This is a genomic window from Phenylobacterium sp. (assembly GCF_041913825.1).
GTDB lineage: Bacteria > Pseudomonadota > Alphaproteobacteria > Caulobacterales > Caulobacteraceae > Phenylobacterium.
On sequence record NZ_JAYSEO010000004.1, the window covers coordinates 1 to 21,415 of the forward strand.

18 protein-coding genes are annotated in these 21,415 nt (G+C 70.7%); 7 read left to right on the forward strand and 11 right to left on the reverse strand.

Annotation, left to right across the window (positions count from 1 at the left end):
- Positions 1-465 precede the first annotated feature (465 nt).
- Complete coding sequence (locus ACE3Q8_RS03670) at positions 466-912, forward strand: Rrf2 family transcriptional regulator (protein WP_374468886.1); 447 nt, start codon at positions 466-468, stop codon at positions 910-912.
- Positions 913-1,001: 89 nt separating this feature from the next.
- Here the strand turns inward: ACE3Q8_RS03670 and ACE3Q8_RS03675 are convergent, their stop codons facing one another.
- Both ACE3Q8_RS03675 and ACE3Q8_RS03680 read right to left on the reverse strand, forming a co-directional pair.
- Positions 1,002-1,430 (reverse strand): CBS domain-containing protein, encoded by a 429-nt coding sequence (locus ACE3Q8_RS03675; protein WP_374468887.1) that lies wholly within the window; start codon positions 1,428-1,430, stop codon positions 1,002-1,004.
- Between the two features lie 79 nt (positions 1,431-1,509).
- A complete protein-coding gene (locus ACE3Q8_RS03680) occupies positions 1,510-2,211 on the reverse strand; it encodes a rhomboid family intramembrane serine protease (RefSeq protein WP_374468888.1) in 702 nt (233 codons plus the stop codon).
- A gap of 118 nt (positions 2,212-2,329) precedes the next feature.
- On the opposite strand from ACE3Q8_RS03680, the gene ACE3Q8_RS03685 reads away from it, so the two are divergent.
- Both ACE3Q8_RS03685 and ACE3Q8_RS03690 read left to right on the forward strand, forming a co-directional pair.
- Positions 2,330-5,197 carry a M16 family metallopeptidase gene (locus ACE3Q8_RS03685; RefSeq protein WP_374468889.1) on the forward strand — a complete coding sequence of 956 codons (2,868 nt, stop codon included), beginning with the start codon at positions 2,330-2,332 and terminating at the stop codon, positions 5,195-5,197.
- 101 nt (positions 5,198-5,298) lie between these two features.
- Complete coding sequence (locus ACE3Q8_RS03690; protein WP_374468890.1) at positions 5,299-5,844, forward strand: PAS domain-containing protein; 546 nt, start codon at positions 5,299-5,301, stop codon at positions 5,842-5,844.
- A gap of 15 nt (positions 5,845-5,859) precedes the next feature.
- On the opposite strand, the gene ACE3Q8_RS03695 is transcribed toward ACE3Q8_RS03690, so the two are convergent.
- From ACE3Q8_RS03695 to ACE3Q8_RS03705, 3 genes are all read right to left on the reverse strand, one after another.
- Entirely contained in the window at positions 5,860-7,515 is a 1,656-nt protein-coding gene (locus ACE3Q8_RS03695; RefSeq protein WP_374468891.1) for a choline dehydrogenase, read from the reverse strand.
- Between the two features lie 64 nt (positions 7,516-7,579).
- Positions 7,580-8,689 (reverse strand): DUF3667 domain-containing protein, encoded by a 1,110-nt coding sequence (locus ACE3Q8_RS03700; protein ID WP_374468892.1) that lies wholly within the window; start codon positions 8,687-8,689, stop codon positions 7,580-7,582.
- Positions 8,690-8,752: 63 nt separating this feature from the next.
- The gene (locus tag ACE3Q8_RS03705) at positions 8,753-9,535 is read right to left on the reverse strand and encodes an enoyl-CoA hydratase-related protein (RefSeq protein WP_374468893.1); all 783 of its coding nucleotides are present in this window, start codon (positions 9,533-9,535) and stop codon (positions 8,753-8,755) included.
- Positions 9,536-9,611: 76 nt separating this feature from the next.
- Here ACE3Q8_RS03705 and ACE3Q8_RS03710 point away from each other — a divergent pair, with 76 nt between their 5' ends.
- Complete coding sequence (locus ACE3Q8_RS03710) at positions 9,612-10,013, forward strand: hypothetical protein (RefSeq protein WP_374468894.1); 402 nt, start codon at positions 9,612-9,614, stop codon at positions 10,011-10,013.
- 123 nt (positions 10,014-10,136) lie between these two features.
- Here ACE3Q8_RS03710 and ACE3Q8_RS03715 read toward each other — a convergent pair whose 3' ends face one another.
- Positions 10,137-10,664 (reverse strand): gamma carbonic anhydrase family protein, encoded by a 528-nt coding sequence (locus tag ACE3Q8_RS03715; RefSeq protein ID WP_374468895.1) that lies wholly within the window; start codon positions 10,662-10,664, stop codon positions 10,137-10,139.
- Between the two features lie 316 nt (positions 10,665-10,980).
- Between ACE3Q8_RS03715 and ACE3Q8_RS03720 the strand changes: the two genes are divergently transcribed.
- Complete coding sequence (locus ACE3Q8_RS03720) at positions 10,981-11,769, forward strand: PhoH family protein (RefSeq protein WP_374468896.1); 789 nt, start codon at positions 10,981-10,983, stop codon at positions 11,767-11,769.
- A gap of 50 nt (positions 11,770-11,819) precedes the next feature.
- Positions 11,820-12,149 carry a hypothetical protein gene (locus ACE3Q8_RS03725; RefSeq protein WP_374468897.1) on the forward strand — a complete coding sequence of 110 codons (330 nt, stop codon included), beginning with the start codon at positions 11,820-11,822 and terminating at the stop codon, positions 12,147-12,149.
- Positions 12,150-12,165: 16 nt separating this feature from the next.
- Here ACE3Q8_RS03725 and ACE3Q8_RS03730 read toward each other — a convergent pair whose 3' ends face one another.
- On the reverse strand, positions 12,166-12,408 hold the full coding sequence (locus ACE3Q8_RS03730; RefSeq protein WP_374468898.1) for a DUF5961 family protein: 243 nt from the start codon (positions 12,406-12,408) through the stop codon (positions 12,166-12,168).
- 317 nt (positions 12,409-12,725) lie between these two features.
- Here ACE3Q8_RS03730 and ACE3Q8_RS03735 point away from each other — a divergent pair, with 317 nt between their 5' ends.
- Positions 12,726-17,564 (forward strand): Calx-beta domain-containing protein, encoded by a 4,839-nt coding sequence (locus tag ACE3Q8_RS03735; protein WP_374468899.1) that lies wholly within the window; start codon positions 12,726-12,728, stop codon positions 17,562-17,564.
- 3 nt (positions 17,565-17,567) lie between these two features.
- Here ACE3Q8_RS03735 and ACE3Q8_RS03740 read toward each other — a convergent pair whose 3' ends face one another.
- From ACE3Q8_RS03740 to ACE3Q8_RS03755, 4 genes are read right to left on the reverse strand one after another with little or no spacing between them, the layout of a single operon-like run.
- Positions 17,568-18,641, reverse strand: coding sequence for a sulfate/molybdate ABC transporter ATP-binding protein (locus tag ACE3Q8_RS03740; protein ID WP_374468900.1), 1,074 nt, complete (start codon positions 18,639-18,641; stop codon positions 17,568-17,570).
- Positions 18,613-19,410 (reverse strand): sulfate ABC transporter permease subunit CysW, encoded by a 798-nt coding sequence (gene cysW / locus ACE3Q8_RS03745; RefSeq protein ID WP_374469100.1) that lies wholly within the window; start codon positions 19,408-19,410, stop codon positions 18,613-18,615. The genes ACE3Q8_RS03740 and cysW overlap by 29 nt, the downstream gene beginning before the upstream one ends.
- A 53-nt stretch (positions 19,411-19,463) precedes the next feature.
- Positions 19,464-20,354 carry a sulfate ABC transporter permease subunit CysT gene (gene cysT, locus ACE3Q8_RS03750; protein ID WP_374469101.1) on the reverse strand — a complete coding sequence of 297 codons (891 nt, stop codon included), beginning with the start codon at positions 20,352-20,354 and terminating at the stop codon, positions 19,464-19,466.
- Positions 20,355-20,356: 2 nt separating this feature from the next.
- Entirely contained in the window at positions 20,357-21,385 is a 1,029-nt protein-coding gene (locus ACE3Q8_RS03755; protein WP_374468901.1) for a sulfate ABC transporter substrate-binding protein, read from the reverse strand.
- Between the last annotated feature and the right edge of the window lie 30 nt (positions 21,386-21,415).

Consider the following 21,415-nt stretch of genomic DNA (forward strand, 5'->3'; position numbering starts at 1 on the left):
GGCCGGCGGAGGCGGCTATCTAGGGAACCACCTCAGAACTGTCAACCGGCCTTTTGAGCCTTTCTTCGGATCGTTCCGGCGGACCGGAGGGAGACCAGAAGACCGTCCAAACCCGCCTCCGGAAGAGCTCCGGCGGTGGCCGAGGACGGTGTCGGTTGAGGCCCGGGTACTTAAGGCATTCGATCAGGAAATCAAGACCTTAGTCCGTCTCTCCGTCTTCGGATCGCCCCGCCCCCGAGCGGGAGGCGCTATCTATTCGCGCCCCCGGCCGGCGTCAACCGGCCGGTCCGAACTTTATTGAAACCGGCGGATTCCGAAGATACCGCCAGGCCTCTCGCCCGGACGCCTCCCCAGATGGGCGCCGCGCGCGGATCGGCAAGCGCCTGCGACAGTCTGGCGCCCCGCCGCCTCGCTATGGGCCGCCCGGCGCCTTAAGAAGGAAAGGGGGAGGCGGTAAGTCGAAGCATGTTGTCCCAGAAGGCCCGTTACGCGCTGCGCGCGCTCGTGGAACTCGCCCGCGCCGGCGCGCCCCAGGTCACCTCCGGCGAGCTGGCGCTCCGGGCCGACGCGCCGCGCAAGTTCCTGGAAGCCATCCTGCTCGAGCTGTCCCGCAACCACCTGGTGGTCAGCCGCCGGGGCAAGTTCGGCGGCTACACCCTCGCCCGCCCCGCCCGCGAGATCAGCTTCGCCGAGGTGATCCGGGTGATCGACGGCCCACTGGCGCTGGCGCCATGCGTCAGCCCGCGGCTGAACTACCGCAAGTGCGACGACTGCCCCGACCGCGAGGCCTGCTCCCTGCGCGAGGCGCTGATGCGGGCGCGGGACGCCACGGCCTCGGTCCTGGAAGGCTACACCCTGGCCGACGCCGCCCGCGGCGGGGCCGGCGCGGACCTGCTCCGCCCCGCGAGCTGACGCCCGCATGAAGCGGGCGGAGGACGCCTGGTCCTCCGCCCTCGCCGACGCACCGCCGGCTTTCAGCCCTCCTTCGGAGGGGATCCCGATCAGCTCGCCGCGATATAGGCCTTGAGACCGTCGGCCTCGGCCTCGACCTCACTGATCTTGGCCTTGACGAGGTCGCCGATGGAGACGATGCCCACCAGGCGCTCGTTGCGGCAGACCGGCAGGTGGCGGAAGCGGCGGTCGGTCATGCGAGAGAGGAGATGGTCCACGGTCTCGCCCGGCTCGGCGTAGACCACATCCTTGGTCATGCAGGCGGAGACCGGCCGCTCGAGCGCGTCGGCGCCCGCCTCGGCCATCATGCGCACCACATCCCGTTCGGAGACGATGCCCACCACCCGGTCGGCGTCGAGCACCACGAGCGCCCCCACCCGCAGGTCGTTCAGCAGCCGCGCCACCTGGGCCACGGTGTCGTCCGGCTTGGCGGTGAACACCAGGTCGCCCTTGGACCTCAGGATCTGCGACACCAGCATCCGGCGTCCTCCCGTTAAGTTGGAGAACACCGTCACCCGAAAGAGCGAGGAGATCAATGCACGCGCGCGTGAGGCGGCCCTACCCGCGCCGCGCGAGCCAGCCGAACGGTCCGATCACCAGCACGCCGGCGGCGAAGCCGGCGAGGTGCGCCTCCCAGCCCACCGCCGCGTCGCCCGCGCCCGGCACCAGGGCCGCGCCGACCACCGCCATGATCAGGTTCACGATCAGCCAGGCCGCGCCCATGCCGATCACCGGCCGGGACAGGATCGGCCCGACGCGGCCGTAGCCGGCGATCAGCCGGGCCGCCGCGCCCATCAGCCCGGAGGCCGCGCCGGACGCGCCGATCAGCGCGACCGCCTGGCCCGGATGGACGGCGGCGAACCCCAGGGCCGCCAGGGCCCCGCAGGTCAGATAGAAGGCGTAGAACAAGAGCGCGCCCGGGAGCCCCAGGCCGAAGAACCGCGCGACCGGCGTGCCGAAGGCGAGGATGAAGGCGGCGTTCATCAGGGCGTGCGACCAGCCGCCGTGCAGGAACTGGGACGAGAACAGGGTCCACCAGCGGCCGGTCGCCAGGGAATCCGGCGTGAAGGCGAAGGCGGCGGCGACCGTATCGACGTCCACGCGGCTCTGCAGGGCGTAGCCGCCGACGATCGCGCCGACGAGCGCCAGCACGGGCCAGGCGCCGCGATTGAACACCGGCTCTCGCATCCGCCGCTCGTCGTCCGGCCCTGGCGTGAAACGCGGCCCGTCTGCCGATTCCTGGAAGTGGGACATGGTCATCGCCTCCCCATTTAGGCGTTCTCGGGCGCGGGCGCGATGGCGCCTTGTTCCGGCCTTGCCCCTGCCGCCCCCTTCCCCGAAGGTGCCGCATCCGCACATACGCCGTCAGGACCTCTAGATGATCCGTCCCCTGCGCGCGGGCCTCGCGCTCGCCGCCGTTCTGGCCTTCTGCCTGCCCGCCTCCGCCCAGAGCCCCCGCCCCGCCCTGGCCCCCGGCCAGTGGCCGCAGGCGAAATCCGACCTCAAGGCCGATCCCGACATCCGCTTCGGCGCCCTGCCGAACGGCATGCGCTACGCCGTCCGCAAGCAGTCGATCCCGCCGAACCAGGCGGCCATCCGGCTGTGGTTCGACACGGGGTCGCTGAACGAGACCGACGCCCAGCAGGGCCTCGCCCACTTCCTCGAGCATATGGCCTTCAACGGCTCGAAGGGGGTGAAGGAAGGCGAGATGGTGAAGATCCTGGAGCGGCTGGGCCTCGCCTTCGGCGCCGACACCAACGCCTCCACCGGCTTCGACGAGACCATCTACAAGCTGGACCTGCCGCGCACCGACGCCGAGACCATCGACACCTCGCTGATGCTGATGCGGGAGGCGGCGGGCGAGCTGACCATCGATCAGGCCGCGGTCGACCGGGAGCGCGGCATCGTGCTGTCGGAGGAGCGGGCCCGCGACACCCCGGGCTACCGCCTGCTGAAGGAGCGGTTCGCCTTCCTGATGCCGGGCCAGCGCGTGCCCACCCGCTATCCCATCGGCCAGGTGGAGGTGCTGAAGACCGCACCCGCGAGCCAGGTGCGGGACTATTACCAGCGCTGGTACCGCCCGGAGCGCGCGGTGCTGGTGGTGGTCGGCGACTTCGACGTGGCCGGCATGGAGGCGAAGATCCGCGCGCGCTTCGCCGACTGGACGGCGGAGGGGCCGGCGGGGGTGGAGCCGGACCTGGGCCCCGTGCGGCCGCGCAGGACCGAGGCCAAGGTGGTGGTCGAGCCCGGCGCGCCGCTCAACATGCAGATCTCCTGGATCGCGCCGCCGGAACACCGGGCCGACAACGCCGCCACCCGCCGCGAGGACCTGGTGGAGCGGCTGGGCTTCGCGGTGCTGAACCGCCGCTTCTCCGCCCTGGCGCGCTCGGCCGAGCCGCCGTTCATCGCTGCGGGGGCCTATGCCGGCGACACCCTGGACAGCCAGGAGACCACCACCATCGCGGTCAACGCCGAGCCGGCCCGTTGGCGCGACGCCCTGGCGGCCGTCGAGCGGGAGCAGCGGCGGGCGGTGCGCTACGGCGTGCTTCAGGGCGAGCTCGATCGCGAGATCGAGGAGATGCGGGCTCTGCTGAAGGCCGCCGTGGCCGGCGCCGCCACCCGCCGCCCGGCCGACCTGGCCGGCGAGATCGTGGGCTCGCTCGGCGAGGACCTGGTGGTCACCAGCCCGGCCTACGACCTCGAGCTCTTCGAGGCGCAGGTGAAGGGGCTGAGGGCCGAGGAGGTCTCGGCGGCGCTGAAGAAGGCGTTCGACCGCAGCGGCCCGCTGGTCTTCGTGGCCACGCCGCAGCCGATCGAAGGCGCGGAGACGACGGTGCTGGCCGCGCTGGAAAGCTCGCGGCAGGTGGCGGTCACCCCGCCTGCGGCCCCGGCGCAGGTCGCCTGGCCGTACGAGAGCTTCGGCCAGCCCGGCCAGGTGGCGGAGCGGCGAGAGGTGGCGGACCTCGGAACGACACTGGTCCGCTTCGCGAACGGCGTGCGCCTGACGGTGAAGCCCACGAGCTTCCGCGACGACGAGGTGCTGGTCCGGGTGAACGTCGGCCACGGGATGCTGGACCTGCCGAAGGATCGGCAGAGCATGAGCTGGGCGGCGAGCGCCTTCCTCGAGGGCGGCCTGAAGAAGATCAGCAACGAGGACATGGAGCGTGTGCTGGCCTCGAAGGTCTACGGGACCGGCTTCTCCATCGGCGACGAGTCCTTCGTGCTGTCGGGCGGCACGCGCACCGACGACCTGCCGACCCAGCTCCAGGTGCTGGCCGCCTATGTGGCCGAGCCCGGCTGGCGGCCGGAGGCCTTCCAGCGCCTGAAGGCGGCGGGCCGCACGATCCACGACCAGTACGAGGCCACGACCTCGGGCGTGCTGTCGCGAGACCTGGGCGGGCTGCTGCACAGCGGCGATCCCCGCTGGACCTTCCCGACCCGCGAGGAGATCGCCGGCGCCCAGCTCCAGGAGCTGCAGGCGCAGATCGCCCCCCACCTCGCCGCCGGGGCGGTGGAGGTGGTGATCGTCGGCGACACCACCGTCGACAAGGCCGTGGAGGCGGTGGCCCGCACCTTCGGCGCCCTGCCGCGCCGGCCGGATGTAAAGCCGGCGGCCGACAGCCAGCGCCAGGTCCGCTTCCCCGCGCCCGTGAGCGAGCCCGTGGTGCTGACCCACAAGGGGCGGCCCGACCAGTCGGTCGGCTACATCGGCTGGCCGACCACCGACTTCTGGGAGAACCCGCAGCGGGCGCGCGAGACGGCGGTGCTGGGCGAGGTCATGCGGCTGCGCCTGACCGAGGAGCTGCGCGAGGCGCAGGGCTCCACCTACTCGCCCTCGCTCGGCTACAACCACAGCCTGGTCTGGACCGGCTGGGGCTACATCGCCGCCTCGGTGGAGGTGCCGCCCGAGAAGCTGCCGGAGTTCTTCGCCGACGTGCAGAAGATCGCCGCCGACCTGAAGGCGAAGCCGATCAGCGACGACGAGCTCGCCCGCGCCAAGAAGCCCCGGATCGAGGGCTTCCAGCGGGCCCGGGTGACCAACCAGTACTGGCTGGGTCAGCTCTCCGGCGCGCAGGACGATCCGCGGCGGCTGGACGTCATCCGCGAGCTGATCCCCGGCACCGAGAAGGTCACCGCCGCCGACGTGCAGCGCGCCGCCCAGACCTTCCTGAAGCCGGACGGCGCCTACCGGCTGGTGGTGCGCCCCCAATCGCAGGTGGCGCGGGCCGGGACGGCGGCGAAGTAAGACCGTAGGCGGACTGTCCCATCGCGGGACAGTCCGCCGCTGGCGCCGGGATTTCCTGCAAGCGGTGTGCGGCCGCGTCCGGCCGCGACGAGCGCCAGACCATGTTCCATTCCAATACGGAACGGATGATCGCCTACTGGACCGCCCGCGCCGCGAACGGCCGCGCGCCGTCGCGGGCGAGCGTGCAGCCCGCCGACTTCCGGCACCTGATGCCGCAGGTGTTCATCCTGGGCCGCGAGTCGCGGGGCCAGTACGCCGTGCGCCTGTCCGGCGGCTTCGTGGGCGACCTGCACCGGCAGGACCTGCGGGGCGTCAACGCGCTGACGCTGTGGTCCGGGCCGGACCGCCTGCGCCTGCAGACCGCGCTGGAGGAGATCCGCCTGCGGCCGGAGCCGCTGGTCGCCACGGCCGAGGTGGTGACGGACGGCGCCAGCCTGCCCATGGAGGTGCTGTTCGCGCCGCTGACGGCGCACGACGGCGGCCCGGACCGGTTCCTCGGCCTCTACCAGCCGCTGTCCATGGTGGCCCGCCTGATGGGCCGCCCCGCGCTGGAGCTCTCGATGCGCCGCCTGCGCCGTCCAGGCGCGGCCAACGAGGAGGCCCCCCGCGTGCGGCTCGCCGCCGTCGGCGGCCGGCAGGTGGCCTGACCTCGAGCGGCCGCCTCAGGCCGCCCGAGCCTCGTCGCCATAGACCGGCGCGTCCTCGGCCGGCAGGTAGGCGCGGCCGCGGATGGCGTCGGAGATCTTCTCCGCGATCATGATCGTCGGGGCGTTGGTGTTGCCGCCCACCAGCGTCGGCATCACCGAGGCGTCGATCACCCGCAGGCCCTCGATCCCCTGCACGCGGCACTCGGCGTCGACCACCGCCATGCGGTCCCCCACGGCCCCCATCCGGCAGGTGCCCACCGGGTGGTAGATCGTCTCGGCCGACCGGCGGACCCAGGCGTCGATCTCGGCATCGGTCTTCACGTCGGCGCCGGGGGAATATTCGGCTCCCCGGTAGGGATCCAGCGCGGCCTGGGCGGCCACCTCGCGCATCATCTTCACGCCTTCGCGGATCGCGCGGCGATCCTCCTCGGCCGAGAGGTAGTTGGCGAAGATCGCCGGATCCGCCAGCGGGTCGGCGCTCTTCAGGCCCACCCGGCCACGGCTCTCGGGCCTGAGCTGGCAGACGTGGAAGGTGAAGCCGTCCTTCGGCACCGACACCTTGCCGTGGTCCTGCATGATCGCGAGCACGGTGTGGATCTGCAGGTCCGGCCGGTCGAGATCGGGCCGCGAGCTCAGGAAGGCGCCGCTCTCCAGGAAGTTCTGCCGGCCGATCCCCTTGCCGAACAGCATGTAGGAGAGGCCGACGCCCAGCGTCTTCACCAGGCCCTTGCGCATGGAATAGACGGTGATCGGCTGAGGGCACTCCCAGCTCAGGCAGACGTCCAGGTGGTCCTGCAGGTTGGCGCCGACGCCCGGCAGCTCGTGGACCACCTTGATTCCGTGGCGCGACAGCTCCTCGCCGTCGCCAATGCCGGAGAGCTGCAGGATGTGCGGCGACTGCACGGCCCCGGCGCTGAGCAGCACCTCGGCGTTCGCGTGGATGATCCGCGCCGGCTTCTTGCCCTCGATAACCTCGACGCCGACGGCGCGGCCGTTCTCGATGACGATGCGGGTGGTGCGGGTGTTGGTCAGGCAGGTGAGGTTCGGCCGGGCCAGCGCCGGGTGGAGGTATCCGCGGGCCGCGCTCCAGCGCTGGCCGTCGTGGATGGTGAGCTGGTAGGGCCCGAAGCCCTCCTGCTGGAAGCCGTTGAAGTCGCTGGTCAGCGGATAGCCCGCCTGCCGGCCGGCCTCGATGCTGGCCTTGTAGATCGGGTTCGGCGAGGCGGCCTTGGAAACCCTCAGCGGCCCCTCGCCCCCGTGCCAGGGGTCGGCCCCGCCCTCGTAGGTCTCGGAGCGCTTGAAGTAGGGCAGCACGTCGGCGTAGCCCCAGCCCGGCAGGCCCATCTGCCGCCACTGGTCGTAGTCGCGGGCGTGGCCGCGGATGTAGATCATGCCGTTAATCGAGGACGAGCCGCCCCAGCCCTTGCCGCGCGGCCACCAGAGGCGGCGGTCGTCGAGGTGCGGCTCGGGCTCGGTCCAGAAGCCCCAGTTGAACGGGCCCTGCTTGCCGATCAACTGTCCGACGCCGGCCGGCATCTTGACCAGGATCGAGGCGTCCTTGCCGCCGGCCTCGATGAGCAGCACCCGGGTGGACGGATCCTCCGTCAGCCGGTTGGCGAGCACGCAGCCGGCCGAGCCGGCGCCGATGATGATGTAGTCGTACCGTTCCACGGCGCTTCCCCGATGTTGTTGGCGCGAACGTGACGCAGGCGTCACTTTCTGGCAAGCGCCGCCATCACATCATGCCGAGGTAGAGGATCGCCAGCGCGAAGAGGGTCAGCGCGAAGGTGCAGAACCACAAGAGGAACCAGGTCCGCCAGGCGGCGGAGAACCACGACAGCCCGTAGGCCCCCTTCAACTGGAAATACATGTGCGCCGGCACCGCGAACGGCGCGACGGTCCAGGCCAGCACCGCCGCCACGCCGCCCAGCCGGGTGGCCAACACCAGGGCCATGGTCAGGATCGACATGAAGGTCAGCGAGTAGAGAACGAAAACCCCGTGGTCGTAGAGCGTGAAGCCACGCTTCCACAGGAACAGCAGGGCCACGAACGGGATCGAGATGGGCACCAGCAGGAACGAGAATTTGTAGAACGACTGCTGCAGCTTGTAGAGCGCCAGCTCCGGGTTCTGGAGCTTCTTGATCAGCTTCTTCTCGAGCTTGTCGTTGCCGAGGTTGAGGTCGAGCTTCCCGGTGCGGGCGTCCTCCGCGATGTCTTCCTTCCAGTCGCCGTCGCCGGCGCCGCCTTTGCGGATCACCGTCTCGGGTGTGGCGACGCGCACCTCGCCGACGGTCTCGCTGACTGCCTCGAGCCGGGCGTTGGCTTCATCCAGCCGCGCCTGGGCGGCCGGGCGCTCGGCCGGCGGAGCCGCCTCTAGCGCCTGTTCGGCCAGGGACACGGCGGCGGAGCGGCGCGCCAGTTCGGCGCTCGCGTTGATCTGCTGGCCGGCGAACGAGTTCTCCGGCGCGCCCGGCAGGTAGCTCAGCCCCATGAACATGACGAAGACGGTGAACAGGAAGATCGCCAGCGGCGAGACGTAGCGCGCGCGCTTGCCCTCCACCCACTCCCGCGTCAGGCGCCCCGGCCGGAACATCAGCAGAGGCAGGGTCCGCCAGACCCGGCCGTCGAAGTGCATCACCCCGTGGAGGATCTCCTCGCCCAGGTGCAGCAGGCTGCGGTGGACGTGGGCCGGCTGGCCGCAGTTGGCGCAGAAGCGGCCGGTGACCTCGGCCCCGCAGTCCGCGCAGTGATGATGCCGCTCGCCGGCATGGCCGGCCGGGCGCTCGATGGCGCTCGCCACCAGGCCCGCGGTCGCCGCATCGCCCACCGTTCCCATATCGACCATGCGAACGCCCCCGTCACATCCGGGGCTATGTGACCAGATTGGCGGGCGCGGACAAGCAGGGCGTCAGCGTCCCTTCCACTCCGGCTTGCGCTTTTGCGAGAACGCCCGCGGACCTTCCACGAAGTCTTCCGACTTGAACAGGGCGGCGACCGCCGGATAGCGGTTCTGGCCGCGGATGGCGGCCTCGAGGCTCGCCTCGTCCAGGCCCCTGTAGACCGCCTCCTTCGACGCGCGGACCGACATGGGGGACAGTTCGGCGATCATCGCGGCCCATTCGCGGGCGGTGCGCATCAGGTCCTGCGGCGCGGTCACCTCGTTCACGAAGCCTAGTTCCTTGCCCTCGGCGGCGGACACGCGGCGGCCGGTGAGGATCATGCCCATGGCCCGCTTGGTCCCGATGGCCCGCGGCAGGCGGTGCAGGCCGCCGGCGAGCGCCGCCAGTCCAACCCGCGGCTCCGGCAGGGCGAAAGTGGCCGCCTCCGAGGCGATGACGATGTCGCAGGCGAGCGCGATCTCGAAGCCGCCGCCCATGGCCACGCCGTTCACCGCCGCGATCAGCGGCTTGGTCAGGTCGAAGCGCGAGGTCAGGCCCGCGAAGCCGGACGGCGGGCTCTTCATCTCCCCGCCCCCGGCCTGGTGCTTCAGGTCGTTACCGGCCGAGAAGGCGCGGTCGCCGGCGCCGGTGACGATGCCCACCCACTGCTCGGGGTCGGCGGCGAACGCGTCGAAGGCCTCGTGCAGCTCGAAGTGCGCCGGCGAGTGCAGCGCGTTCAGCACCTCGGGGCGGTTGAGGATGAAGGTGGTGACCGGCCCGTCCCGCTCCACCTGGATGAACTGATAGGCCATGACGCCCTCCCTCTCTCTTTATAAGGAGAGGCTCGGCGGGCGCCGTTGCGTCCGTCAACCGTGCAGGAGCCCCGCCATGCGCGACGATCCCGACGACTTCGAAGGCGGCGGCTACGACGTGGAGGATTGGGCGCGCCTGCCGGCCTTCGCCGGCCGGGTGGCGACGCTGGAGGACGTGCAGGCGGGCGCGGCGGTGTTCGCGCTGGGCGACACTAAGGCCCCTGCCCCGATCGACATGGACCTACCGCAGCCGGTGATCTGGTGGAGCGAGGACGGCGAGCAGGCCGCCGTCGCCGTCCAGGCCGAGGCGCACGGCACCGAGGACGGCGAGACCATGGAGGTGCTGGGCCTGATCCTGCCCGACGGCGCCGGCGTGGTCGCCCTGCTGGACGACGTGGACCTCGTGGACGACGCCGACCCCGTCTGGCGCAAGCTGGTCACCGAGGCGGTCGGCGACGAGATCGGGGACGAGGACTAGGCGGGGAGTCCCTCCCCCATCGGGGAGGGGGACCGCTGAGCGGTGGAGGGGGGCCGCTCGGAACCCGGTTCCGACCCTCCGTGGCGCTGGCGCGCCGATCCACCTCCGCCGACGGGCGAGGAACTAGGTCTCGATCAGCTCGCGCTTGTAGCGCTTCCAGTTCTCCACGTAGTGGGCGGAGCCGAGGGCGATCATGGCGGCCTGCTGGTCGGTGAGCTCGCGGATCACCTTGCCGGGCGCACCCATGACCAGCGAGTTGTCGGGGATCTCCTTGCCCTCGGTGATCAAGCAGTTGGCGCCGATCAGGCAGTTCTTCCCGATCCTTGCGCCGTTCAGCACGATCGAGCCGATGCCGACGAGCGAGTTGTCGCCGATCGTGCAGCCGTGGAGCATGACAAGGTGGCCGACGGTGACGTTGGCGCCGAGCGTGAGCGGCGACCCGGTGTCGGTGTGCAGCACCGAGCCGTCCTGCACGTTGGAGCCCTCGCCGATGACGATGGGATCGTTGTCGCCACGCAGGGTTGCGCCCCACCAGACAGACGCGTTCTTCTTGAGAATCACATTGCCGATCACGGCGGCGTTCGGCGCAATCCAGTATTCGTCATCGTTCGGTAATTCGGGCGTCACATTGCCCAAGTTGTACACAGCCATCACCTCACCCTTCTTCTTTGGCCAATGGGTTCGTTTAACCGTTAGGAAACCACGCTAGCATCATTCTAGTCGGGCGATTCGAGGGGGCGATAGCCATCTCGGAACCGCCGCGGGCCGAGCATCGGTCCCGTGTCTCGCGCTGGACGGAGTTGATGGCGCTGAGTTGGTCTTTCCTCTGGGCGACACCGCCCGGATCCGAGCCGGACAGCGGGCCCCCTGGCCCCGCGCGACGCCGCCGCTTCCGTCTGCATTCCTCCATGTCCAAGGGCGCTCCCACGCGGGACGCCCTTTTTTCTTGCCCTATCGGGAGGCCCTCATGAGCAAGCGAGCCCTGAAGCGACAACTGCGCGAAGGCGCGTTCGACGCCGGTCAGTTCGAGGGCGACGATAAGGTGCGCCGCTTGCCCATCGACCGCGGGTGGACGCCGCTGGGCCACAGCCATGGCCACGGGCATGGTCATTCGAACGACGACCGCGAGCAGGGCTACCTGAAGACCATCAAGGCCAAGTCGCCCGGCCAGGAACAGTTGCTGAAGGCCATCGACGAGAAGAACCTGGTCATGGCGCTGGGGCCGGCCGGCACCGGCAAGACCTACCTGGCCATCGCCAAGGCCGTGGAGGCGCTGGAGAGCGGCCGGGTCGGCCGGATCGTGCTGTCCCGCCCCGCGGTGGAGGCCGGCGAGTCGATCGGCTTCCTGCCCGGCGACGCCGAGGACAAGCTCGCCCCCTACCTGCGCCCGCTCTACGACGCCCTGTCGGACCGGCTGTCGATGAAGCGGGTCCGCGCCCTGATGGCCGAGGGCGCCATCGAGATCGCGCCGGTGGGCTTCATGCGCGGCCGGACACTGAACAACGCCTTCGTGGTCATCGACGAGGCGCAGAACTGCACCTACGTGCAGCTCAAGATGCTGCTGACCCGGCTGGGCTGGCACTCCACCATGGTCGTGACGGGCGATCCCAACCAGTCGGACCTGCTGCCGGAGCTCTCCGGCCTTGGCCCGGTCGCCACGAAACTGGAGGAGGTGGGCAACATCGCCGTGGTCCGTCTGGCCGAGCGCGACATCGTCCGCCACCCGCTGGTGGCCGAGATGCTGGGCGTCCTCTAGCTCCCCGGAACCTCGCCCCGCCCCGGCCGCTTGTCGGGGCGGAGGCGAGCATGAGCACCGACAAAACCCCCGAGAAGAACATCCAGGCCGGCGTCGAGCTTTCCGGCGACTCCACCGAGAGCGGCCAGGTCGCCCATGGCAGCCGCCGGGACGAGACCCACTACGAGCCGTCCCCAGACCACCTGGTCAGCGTCCGTCACAACGAGAAGCCCGACCACCCGCTGGCGCCGGAGCTGGCCGAGCCCCGCACCTACGACGGCCCCGCCGAGGCCGGGCCGCCGATCGAGGACGTGGCCGTGCCGGTGCAGAGCCCGTCGGTCTGGGACGCGCGCCCGCCGGAGGACGACGAGAGCCGGAGCGGCAATCCCACCGGCCACTGAACCGCGCCGGCCATCGTCAGGCGCAGGGCGCCGTCTCGCCGGTGACGAGGTCGATCCGGAAGCACTGACGCTCGCCCGTCTCGCAGTCCTCCACCAGCAACGCGACCTCGTCGTCAGCATCGGCGGCCGGGTGGCAGTCGGCCACGTAGTGCAGCGCGGCGTCCTCGAAGCTTGCGCCTTCCACCAGATGGCCGCGGGAGGGCGCCTCGTCCACGCCGTGGACGGTGAAGCGGCGCTGGAGCGTGGTCTCAAGGGTCATGCGGAGCCTCCTCGCCGGGAACAACGCGGCAGCGCGCGAAAGGATTCCACGCCCTGTCGGCCCCGAGGGTCGATGCGCGAGGGGCGCAACAACACACGAGGCGGCGCGCAAGTTCCAGACAGATGTGAATTTAGAAGAGTCTGACCCGATTCAGTCTCTTCGGCAAACTCCGAGCAACGCGAGAGACGAAGCTAAGCCGCTCCATGGTGGAGCTGCAGAAATGTCGCATGACATACGTGTTGTTCAAATCCGTACGGCGCCGCTGAACCCGCCGCCTCATTTGCGTGTTCTCACGCGCGGATCAGTGGAGCTAGCTTATGACCTACTACAACTCGCGCGGCGTCGCGATGCCGGAGAGCGCGCCCGAACAGGCGCGGGTCGCGGGCACGTCTGCGGGTAACGAGACGATCAACGCGCCGGCCGGCCACTCCTCGCTCTCGGGCGAAGGCGGCGGCGACGTGCTCATCGGCAACAACCTCGACAACCGGCACTGGATCACCGACCCGAAGGACCGGGTGGTGGAGCAGCCGGGCGGCGGCGTCGACACCATGATCGGCTGGACCTCGCTGAAGCTCGCCCCGAACGTCGAGAACCTGCAGGTCAACGGGCAGCTCAACTACGCGATCGGCAACGACCTCGGGAACCTGATCATCGTCGACGACAACACCCACTTCATGTGGGGCGGCGCGGGCGACGACGTGCTGGTGGGCGCCGCCACGCAGAAGACCACCTTCATGGTCCGCGCCGGCGAGGGCTCGGACGTCATCTACAACTGGAACGGCAACAGCCAGCTCCAGCTCTGGGGCTACGGCTTCAAGACCGCCCAGGAGATCCGCGGCGCCATGAGCCAGCAGGGCTCCGACGTCGTGCTGCGGCTCAGCGCGAACGAGACGCTGACGTTCCGGGACGAGACGCTGTCGACGTTCCAGGACCGGCAGTTCCTGCTGCCGCTGGACACCTCCAAGCTCGGCGCGCTCACCTTCCACGACGAGTTCGACAGCCTGCAGGTCTACGACCACTCGCTGCAGACCGGCCAGTGGCGCTCGGACTTCGGCGGCAACCTGCGCGACGAGTGGGCCTACACCCTCACCTCCAACGGCGAGCGGCAGGTCTATACGACCCAGGCCTTCTACGGGCAGGGCGAGCGGCAGTTCGACAACTACACGCCGCTGTCTGTGAACAACGGCGTGCTGACCATCAAGGCCGAGCGGCTGGCCGACTCCGACCGGGAGGCGGCCTGGGGCCGCGAGTACTCGTCGGGGATGCTCAACACCTACGGCATCTTCGAGCAGAAGTACGGCTACTTCGAGATGCGCGCCGAGCTGCCTACGGCGCTGGGCGCCTGGCCGGCGTTCTGGATGATCCCCTTCCCCTATGTGGCCCAGGTCGAGGCCGACATCATGGAGGGCCTGGCCGCCACGCCGAACGTGGACTACCGGCGCGCCTGGGGCGGGTCGGAGAACCTCTACGACAACGGCTACAAGGTCGATCCGTCGGGCATGCACACCTACGGCATGCTTTGGACCCCGACCCAGGTGACCTTCTACTACGACGGCGTGGCGGTGATGCAGACGGCCACCCCCGCCAACTGGACCGAGCCCATGGCGATGATCGTCAACCTCGCCGTGGGCGGCTGGGGCGGCGAGCCGAACTCGCTCCAGTACCCGGCCGAGATGAAGATCGACTACGTCCGGGCCTACAATCTGGCGGACAACTCGGCGGTGATCGAGCGCGGCGCGCCGGAGGTCCCAGCCGCCACCATGCGGGCCGACGGCGGGCTGACCAGCGGGGCGGTGAACGCGCCCGTCGCCTTCGAAGGCTCGGGCCAGGCGGTGACCACCGCCAAGATCGCCGTCTATGACGCCAAGCCGGGCTCCCTGCCGCCCGGCCAGACCTTCGTCATCTGGGAGGACGCCGGCGCGGTGTTCGGCGCGGTCTCCAACGGCTCGACGCTCGGCAAGGCGACGGCCCTGATGGCCGGCGACTCGCGCGCGTTCACCGGCTCCGGGACCTGGCTCACCGACGGCAAGGTGGCGCTCGGCTACATGCAGCCCGGCGATTCCGGACAGGACGCCTGGGTCATGGTGTTCGACCCGGCGACCAACACCTTCACCAAGCACGAGCTCGGCCGCTCCACCGGCGACATCGACATCGTGGCCCTGAAGAACGGCGGCTTCGCCGCCTCCTGGGACGGGGTGGACGGCAAGGTCTACGGCCGGGCCTTCGACGCCTTCGCCTACGACGGCGAGGGCTGGTATGGCCCGACGCGGCAGGTGGCGGGCGACTTCACCGGCGTCACGGCGAACGGCGAGGTGATCTCCACCACCGCCGGCGGGCAGCAGCAGCTCTACGACGTGATCAACCCGCCGCGCGGGATCAACGCCGTGGTGTCGGTGGGCCCCATGGCCGGCGTCAGCCATCCGGAAGGCAATTCGGGCGCGACGCTCTACACCTTCACGGTGATCCGCGACTGGGATCAGAGCGAGAAGGTCACGGTCGGCTGGCAGATCCGCGGCCAGGGGGCGAACCCGGCCGACGCGCTCGACTTCCAGGGCGGCGCCCTGCCCTCCGGTACAGTCACCTTCGAGATCAACCAGACCACCGCCTACATCCAGGTCTGGGTGCAGGGCGACAGCTTCCAGGAAGCGAACGAGGAGTTCCTCGTCACGCTGGTGAACCCGGTGGGCGCCAAGCTCGGCCAGGCCACGGCGACCGGCTTCATCACCAACGACGACACGGGCGGCCAGCCGCCGCCCACCTCGCCGCAGGTCTCGTTCTCGACCAGCACGGTCACGCTGGCCGAGGGGAACAGCGGCGCCACCACCTTCAGCTACATCCTCACCCGCACGGGCTCGACCAGCGGGACCTCGACGGTGAACTGGTCGGTGACGGGGTCGGGGGCGAACCCGGCCAGCGCGGCGGACTTCGTGGGCGGGACCCTGCCCTCGGGCGCCATCACCTTCGCGGCCGGCGAGACGACCAAGACGATCACCGTCCAGGTGGCGGGCGACACCACGGCGGAGAGCGACGAGGGATTCACCCTGACGCTCAGCGGGGCGAACGGCGCGACGCTCGGCACGGCGACGGCTTCCGGCGTGATCACCAACGACGACGGCGGCGGCCAGCCGGGCGGGTCGGGGCAGGTCTACACCTCGCCGGGCCCGGGCTCGACGGTCACCGCGGGCTCCGGCGACGACACGATCAACGCCAGCCAGGGGGCCGACGTGCTGACCGGCGGGGCGGGCGCCGACAAGTTCGCCTTCGCCGCCCTGCCCTGGAGCGCCGGCAAGATCACCGACTTCGTGGTCGGCACGGACAAGCTGGACCTCTCCGGCATCTTCCAGGCCAGCGGCTATTCGGGCTCCGACCCGATCGCCGACGGCCGCATGAAGCTGGAGAGCGACGGGGCCGGCGGCACGCGCGTGCTGTTCGACCGCGACGCGCCGAACACCGGCGACTGGCCGTTCCACGTGACCACCCTGCAGGGCGTCTCGCCCGCAGGGCTGACCTGGGCGCAGCTCTCCGGAAGCGGCGGCGGGACGACCAACCCGCCCCCGCCGACCGGCTCCCAGCTCGGCTTCACCACCACGGCCCTCAGCCTCACCGAGGGCGACTCCGGCTCGACGACCTTCAGCTTCACGGTCACCCGAACCGGCGCCAGCAGCGGAACCTCCACGGCGAACTGGACGGTCACAGGGTCGGGGAGCAATCCGGCGGCCGCGGCCGACTTCGCCGGGGGCGTGCTGCCCTCCGGCGCCGTGACCTTCGCGGCGGGCGAGACCTCCAAGACGATCACCGTCAACGTGGCCGGGGACACGGCCGTGGAGCCGGCGGAGACCTTTACGGTCACCCTGTCCGGCGCCTCGTCGGGCACGACGCTCGGGACCGCCACGGCCACAGGCACGATCGTCAACGACGACAGCGCGAGCGAGCCGCCGCCGACCGGCTCGGGCCAGGTCTACACCTCGCCCGGCCCGGGCTCGACGGTCACCGCGGGAGCCGGGGACGACACCATCAACGCCAGCCAGGGGCCGGACGTGCTCACCGGCGGCGCGGGCGCCGACACCTTCAAATGGGCGAAGGAGCCGTGGTCGCCGGCGACGGTGAACGACTTCGTGGTCGGCACGGACCGGATCGACCTGTCGGCCCTGCTGCATGCCTCCGGCTACGCGGGCTCGGACCCGGTGGGCGCGAAGTACATCTCCCTGCTGCAGGACTCCCAAGGGACCAAGATCCTGTTCGACCGGGACGGCGCGGCGACCGGCCAGCAGTGGCCCAACTACGTGATCCTGCTGAAGGGCGTGACCCAGCCGGTGACCTGGAGCCAGCTCGCGGGCGGCGGGGGCGGCACGACCAATCCGCCGCCGGCCACCGGCTCGCAGCTCGCGTTCTCCACGACGACGCTGAGCCTGGCGGAGGGGAACAGCGGCTCGACCGCGTTCAGCTTCACCGTCACGCGCACGGGCGACACCGGCGGGACCTCGACCGCGAACTGGTCGGTGAGCGGCTCGGAATCCAACCCGGCGGGCGCGGCCGACTTCGCTGGCGGCGCCCTGCCCTCGGGGACGCTGACCTTCGCGGCCGGCGAGACCTCGAAGACGATCGTCGTCAACGTGGCCGGCGACAGCACCGCGGAGCCCAGCGAGACCTTCACCGTCACGCTGTCGGGCGCCTCGTCGGGGACCACGCTCGGCGCGGCGACGGCCACCGGCACGATCACCAACGACGACGGCGCGAGCGAGCCGCCGCCGACCGGTTCGGGCCAGGTGCTGACCTCGAAGGCCTGGGGCGACACGCTCACAGGCGGCGCGGGGGCGGACACGCTGAACGCCGGCCAGGGACCGGACCAGCTCACCGGCGCCGGCGGCGCCGACCGCTTCGTCTTCGCCAACCCGGTCTGGAACGCCGGCAAGATCACCGACTTCACGCCGGGGACCGACAAGATCGACCTGCGCGGGCTCTTCGACCAGGCGGGCTACACCGGGAGCGATCCGATCCGCGACGGGTGGATGACCCTGCAGCCCGGCGGCGGCGGGACGCAGGTGATCGTCGACATGGACGGGCCGAACGCCAGCGGCCAGTGGCCGGTGACGATCACCAACATCGTCGGCGTGACGCCCAGCCAGCTCAGCGCGAGCGACTGGATCTTCCAGTAGGCCTCAGGCGGCCGCGTAGATCCGCGGCCGCATGGGCTGGACCCGCACGGGCTGGCCCGGCGTCACGCCGGTCGGCAGGGTCGGGCCGTGCGCCTCGAGTTCGAAGACCTGGCCCTGGATGACGCACTCGATGCGGACGTCCGGCCCACGCTGGGCGACGGCGCGGACGTCGGCCTGCAGGCCCGCTCCGCCCGGCGGGGCGAAGGCCACCTCGTCGGGGCGGAAGAAGACCTCGACGGGACCCTGGCCGGCGCCCTTCGGGGCGTCGGTCTGCCAGTCCCCGATCCTCAAGCGGCCGCCGCTCACCTCGCCGAGCAACCGGCAGGCGGCCCCCAGGAAGTCGTACACGAAGGGCGTCGCCGGATCCTCGTAGACCTCGTTGGGCGTGCCAAGCTGGACGAGTTCGCCGTCCTTGAGGATCGCCACCCGGTCGGCGAGGTCGAGCGCCTCCTCCTGGTCGTGGGTGACGAAGACGGTGGTGACGCCGGTCCGCTCGTGCAGCTCGCGCAGCCAGCGGCGCAGCTCGCGCCGCACCTGGGCGTCGAGGGCGCCGAACGGCTCGTCGAGCAGCAGCATGCGCGGCTCGATGGCCAGGGCCCGGGCGAGCGCCACGCGCTGTCGCTGGCCGCCCGAGAGCTGGGTCGGATAGCGCTTCTCCAGTCCCTCGAGCTGGACGAGGGACAGCAGCTCGCGCACCCGCTCGGTCACCTGCGCCTTGGACGGCCGCTCGGCGCGCGGCCGCACCGTCAGGCCGAAGGCGATGTTCTGGGCCACGGTCATGTGGCGGAACAGGGCGTAGTGCTGGAACACCATGCCGACGCGGCGCTTGCGCACCGGCAGCGCCAGGAAGTCCTCGCCGCCGAAGCGGACCTCTCCGGCGTCGGGAAGCTCGAGGCCGGCCAGCACCCGCAGCAGGGTGGTCTTGCCCGAGCCCGAGGGCCCGAGCAGCGCCAGGAACTCCTTGTCGCGGGCCTGCAGGGACACGTCCTTCAGCGCCGGGAAGCGGCCGAAGGACTTGGAGATCCCGCGGATCTCGAGCGACAGCGCGTTAGTGTCGGCGGCTGGCTGAAAGTTCACCGGAATGACGCCATTCGAGAGCGGTCTTGAGGATGAGGGTGACGAGGCCGAGGCCGGCGAGGACGGACGCCGCAGCGAAGGCGCCGACGCTTTCGTAGTCATTGTAGAGCACCTCGACGTGGAGCGGCAGGGTGTTGGTCGCGCCACGGATATGGCCGCTGACCACGGAGACCGCCCCGAACTCGCCCATGGCGCGGGCGTTGCAGAGCAGGACGCCGTAGAGCAGGGCCCAGCGGATGTTGGGCAGGGTGACCTTCCAGAAGGTGGTCAGGCCACCGGCGCCCAGCGTGAGCGCCGCGGCCTCCTCGTCGGCCGACTGGTCCTGCATCAGCGGGATCAGCTCGCGGGCCACGAAGGGGAAGGTCACCAGGATGGTGGCGAGCACCAGCCCGGGCAGGGCGAAGATGATCTTCAGGTCGCGCTCCATCAGCCAGTCGCCGAAGAAGCCCTGGGCCCCGAAGAGCAGCACCCAGACGAGGCCGGAGACGACCGGCGAGACGGAGAACGGCAGGTCGATGAGCGTCAGCAGCACGCTCTTGCCGCGGAACTCGAACCTGGCGATGCACCACGCGGCGGCGACGCCGAAGACGGCGTTCAGCGGCACGGCGATGGCGGCGACGATCAGGGTGAGGCGGATCGCGGCGACGGCGTCCGGCTCCTCCAGCGCCCTGACGAATGCGCCGAAGCCCTGGGCCAGCGCCTCCTTGAAAACGATCCCGAGCGGCAGGACCACCAGGGCGAACATGGCGGCCACGGACGCGAGCACCATGACGGGCGCGAGGCCCGGCAGGTGGACCCGGAAGGCGGGGGACGAGCCTTGACTCATCGGCGGCCCCGCCCGGCGAGGAAGATCTGCGCCGCATTGATCAGGATGAGCGCGCCGAACGAGATCAGCACCATGGCCAGGCCGATGGCGGCGGCGCCCGCGTAGTCGTACTGCTCGAGCTTGATGACGATCAGCAGGGGCGCGATCTCGGTCTTCAGCGGCATGTTGCCGGCGATGAAGATCACCGAGCCATACTCGCCCACGGCCCGGGCGAAGGCCAGGGTGACGCCGCTGATCAGGGCCGGCAGCAGGCCGGGCAGGACCACGCGGACGATGCGCTGGAGGTCGCTGGCGCCGAGGGTGCGGGCCGCCTCCTCCACCTCGCGGTCGAAGTCCTGCAGCACCGGCTGGATCGACCGCACCACGAACGGCAGGCCGATGAAGACGAGGGCGATGAAGATGCCGAGCGGCGAATAGGCGGTCTTGATTCCGACCTTCTCGGCCAGCGCGCCCAGCAGGCCGGTGGGCGCGTAGAGGGTGGTGAGCGCGATGCCGGCCACCGCCGTCGGGAGGGCGAACGGCAGGTCCACGAGCGCATCCAGCAGGCGACGGCCGGGGAACTCGTAGCGGGTGAGCGTCCAGGCGATCAGCAGGCCGAGCGGCGCGTTCACCAGGGCGGCGAACAGCGACAGGCTGAAGCTGAGCCGAAGCGCCGCGGCCACGCGCGGGTCGGTGAGCGTGCGGATCACCCCGTCCAGCCCGATCTCCCAGGGCCGGAGCGCCAGCGCCGCCAGCGGGATGATGACGATCAGCCCGAGGTAGATCAGCACGAACCCGAAGGAGAGCCCGAAACCCGGCAGAATCGACGGCTGCACGAAGCCGCGCCGGCGCGCAGGCGCCGCCGGCGTCGGCCGGATCACCGGGGCTGCGTAGTAGCGGGCTTCCATGCTCACGCGGGCTTGTAGATCTGGTCGAACACCGCGCCCTCGGCGAAGTGGTCGGCGGGCGCCTTGGTCCAGCCGCCGAACGGCTGGTCCACGGTGACTAGCGGGATCTGCCGGAAGCTGGCGCCATGCCGCGCGAGGGCGGCGGAGTCGCGCGGCCGGAAATGGTGCTTGCCGATGATGTCCTGCGCCGTCGGGGTGTAGAGGAACTCGAGGTAGGCCTGGGCGGCGGCGCGCGTGCCCTTCTTGTCGACGTTCGTGTCGATCAGGGCCACCGGCGGCTCCGCGAGGATCGAGCTCGACGGATAGACGATGTCGAAGTTCGGCCCGAACTCGTCGAGCGTCAGGAAGGCCTCGTTCTCCCAGGACAGCAGCACGTCGCCGATGCCGCGCTGGGCGAAGGTGGTGGTGGAGCCGCGCGCGCCGGTGTCGAGCACGGGCACGTTGCGGTACAGCCGGCCGACATAGTCGCGAGCCGCGGCGTCGCCGCCCTGCTTCAGGCCGTAGGCGTAGGCCGCCAGATAGGCCCAGCGGGCCCCGCCGGAGGTCTTGGGGTTGGAGGCGATGACTCCGACGCCCGGCTTGATGAGGTCCGGCCAGTCGCGGATCTGCTTCGGATTGCCCTTCCGGACCAGGAAGACGATCGTCGAGGTGTAGGGCGCGGAGTTGTTCGGCAGGCGCGTCTGCCAGTTGGCCGGCAGCAGCTTCGCCCGGTTGGCGATCTCGTCGATGTCGCCGCCCAGCGCCAGGGTGACCACGTCGGCCTGCAGGCCGTCGATCACGGCGCGGGCCTGCTTGCCGGAGCCGCCGTGGCTCTGCTCGACCTCGACCTTCTGGCCGCCGTGCTTGCCCGCCCAGTCGGCGGCGAAGGCGGCGTTGATCTCCTTGTAGAGCTCGCGCGTCGGATCGTAGCTGACGTTGAGCAGCCGGATCGCGCCGGCGCCGCCGGAGCCGGCCCCCGGCGAGCAGGCGGCGGCGGCGAAGCCCGCCGCGCCGGCGGCCAGCAGGGCGCGTCTGGTGAAGGGGCTGGTCATGGTCCTGTCCTCCGCCTCGCTTCTACCCGC

Bases quoted from the DNA above. Each gene is read 5' to 3' on its own strand.
- ACE3Q8_RS03670 (WP_374468886.1), top strand. From the start codon at position 466: ATGTTGTCCCAGAAGGCCCGTTACGCGCTGCGCGCGCTCGTGGAACTC.
- ACE3Q8_RS03675 (WP_374468887.1), bottom strand. From the start codon at position 1,430: ATGCTGGTGTCGCAGATCCTGAGGTCCAAGGGCGACCTGGTGTTCACC.
- ACE3Q8_RS03680 (WP_374468888.1), bottom strand. From the start codon at position 2,211: ATGACCATGTCCCACTTCCAGGAATCGGCAGACGGGCCGCGTTTCACG.
- ACE3Q8_RS03685 (WP_374468889.1), top strand. From the start codon at position 2,330: ATGATCCGTCCCCTGCGCGCGGGCCTCGCGCTCGCCGCCGTTCTGGCC.
- ACE3Q8_RS03690 (WP_374468890.1), top strand. From the start codon at position 5,299: ATGTTCCATTCCAATACGGAACGGATGATCGCCTACTGGACCGCCCGC.
- ACE3Q8_RS03700 (WP_374468892.1), bottom strand. From the start codon at position 8,689: ATGGTCGATATGGGAACGGTGGGCGATGCGGCGACCGCGGGCCTGGTG.
- ACE3Q8_RS03705 (WP_374468893.1), bottom strand. From the start codon at position 9,535: ATGGCCTATCAGTTCATCCAGGTGGAGCGGGACGGGCCGGTCACCACC.
- ACE3Q8_RS03710 (WP_374468894.1), top strand. From the start codon at position 9,612: ATGCGCGACGATCCCGACGACTTCGAAGGCGGCGGCTACGACGTGGAG.
- ACE3Q8_RS03715 (WP_374468895.1), bottom strand. From the start codon at position 10,664: ATGGCTGTGTACAACTTGGGCAATGTGACGCCCGAATTACCGAACGAT.
- ACE3Q8_RS03720 (WP_374468896.1), top strand. From the start codon at position 10,981: ATGAGCAAGCGAGCCCTGAAGCGACAACTGCGCGAAGGCGCGTTCGAC.
- ACE3Q8_RS03725 (WP_374468897.1), top strand. From the start codon at position 11,820: ATGAGCACCGACAAAACCCCCGAGAAGAACATCCAGGCCGGCGTCGAG.
- ACE3Q8_RS03730 (WP_374468898.1), bottom strand. From the start codon at position 12,408: ATGACCCTTGAGACCACGCTCCAGCGCCGCTTCACCGTCCACGGCGTG.
- ACE3Q8_RS03735 (WP_374468899.1), top strand. From the start codon at position 12,726: ATGACCTACTACAACTCGCGCGGCGTCGCGATGCCGGAGAGCGCGCCC.
- cysW (WP_374469100.1), bottom strand. From the start codon at position 19,410: ATGGTGCTCGCGTCCGTGGCCGCCATGTTCGCCCTGGTGGTCCTGCCG.
- cysT (WP_374469101.1), bottom strand. From the start codon at position 20,354: ATGGAAGCCCGCTACTACGCAGCCCCGGTGATCCGGCCGACGCCGGCG.
- ACE3Q8_RS03755 (WP_374468901.1), bottom strand. From the start codon at position 21,385: ATGACCAGCCCCTTCACCAGACGCGCCCTGCTGGCCGCCGGCGCGGCG.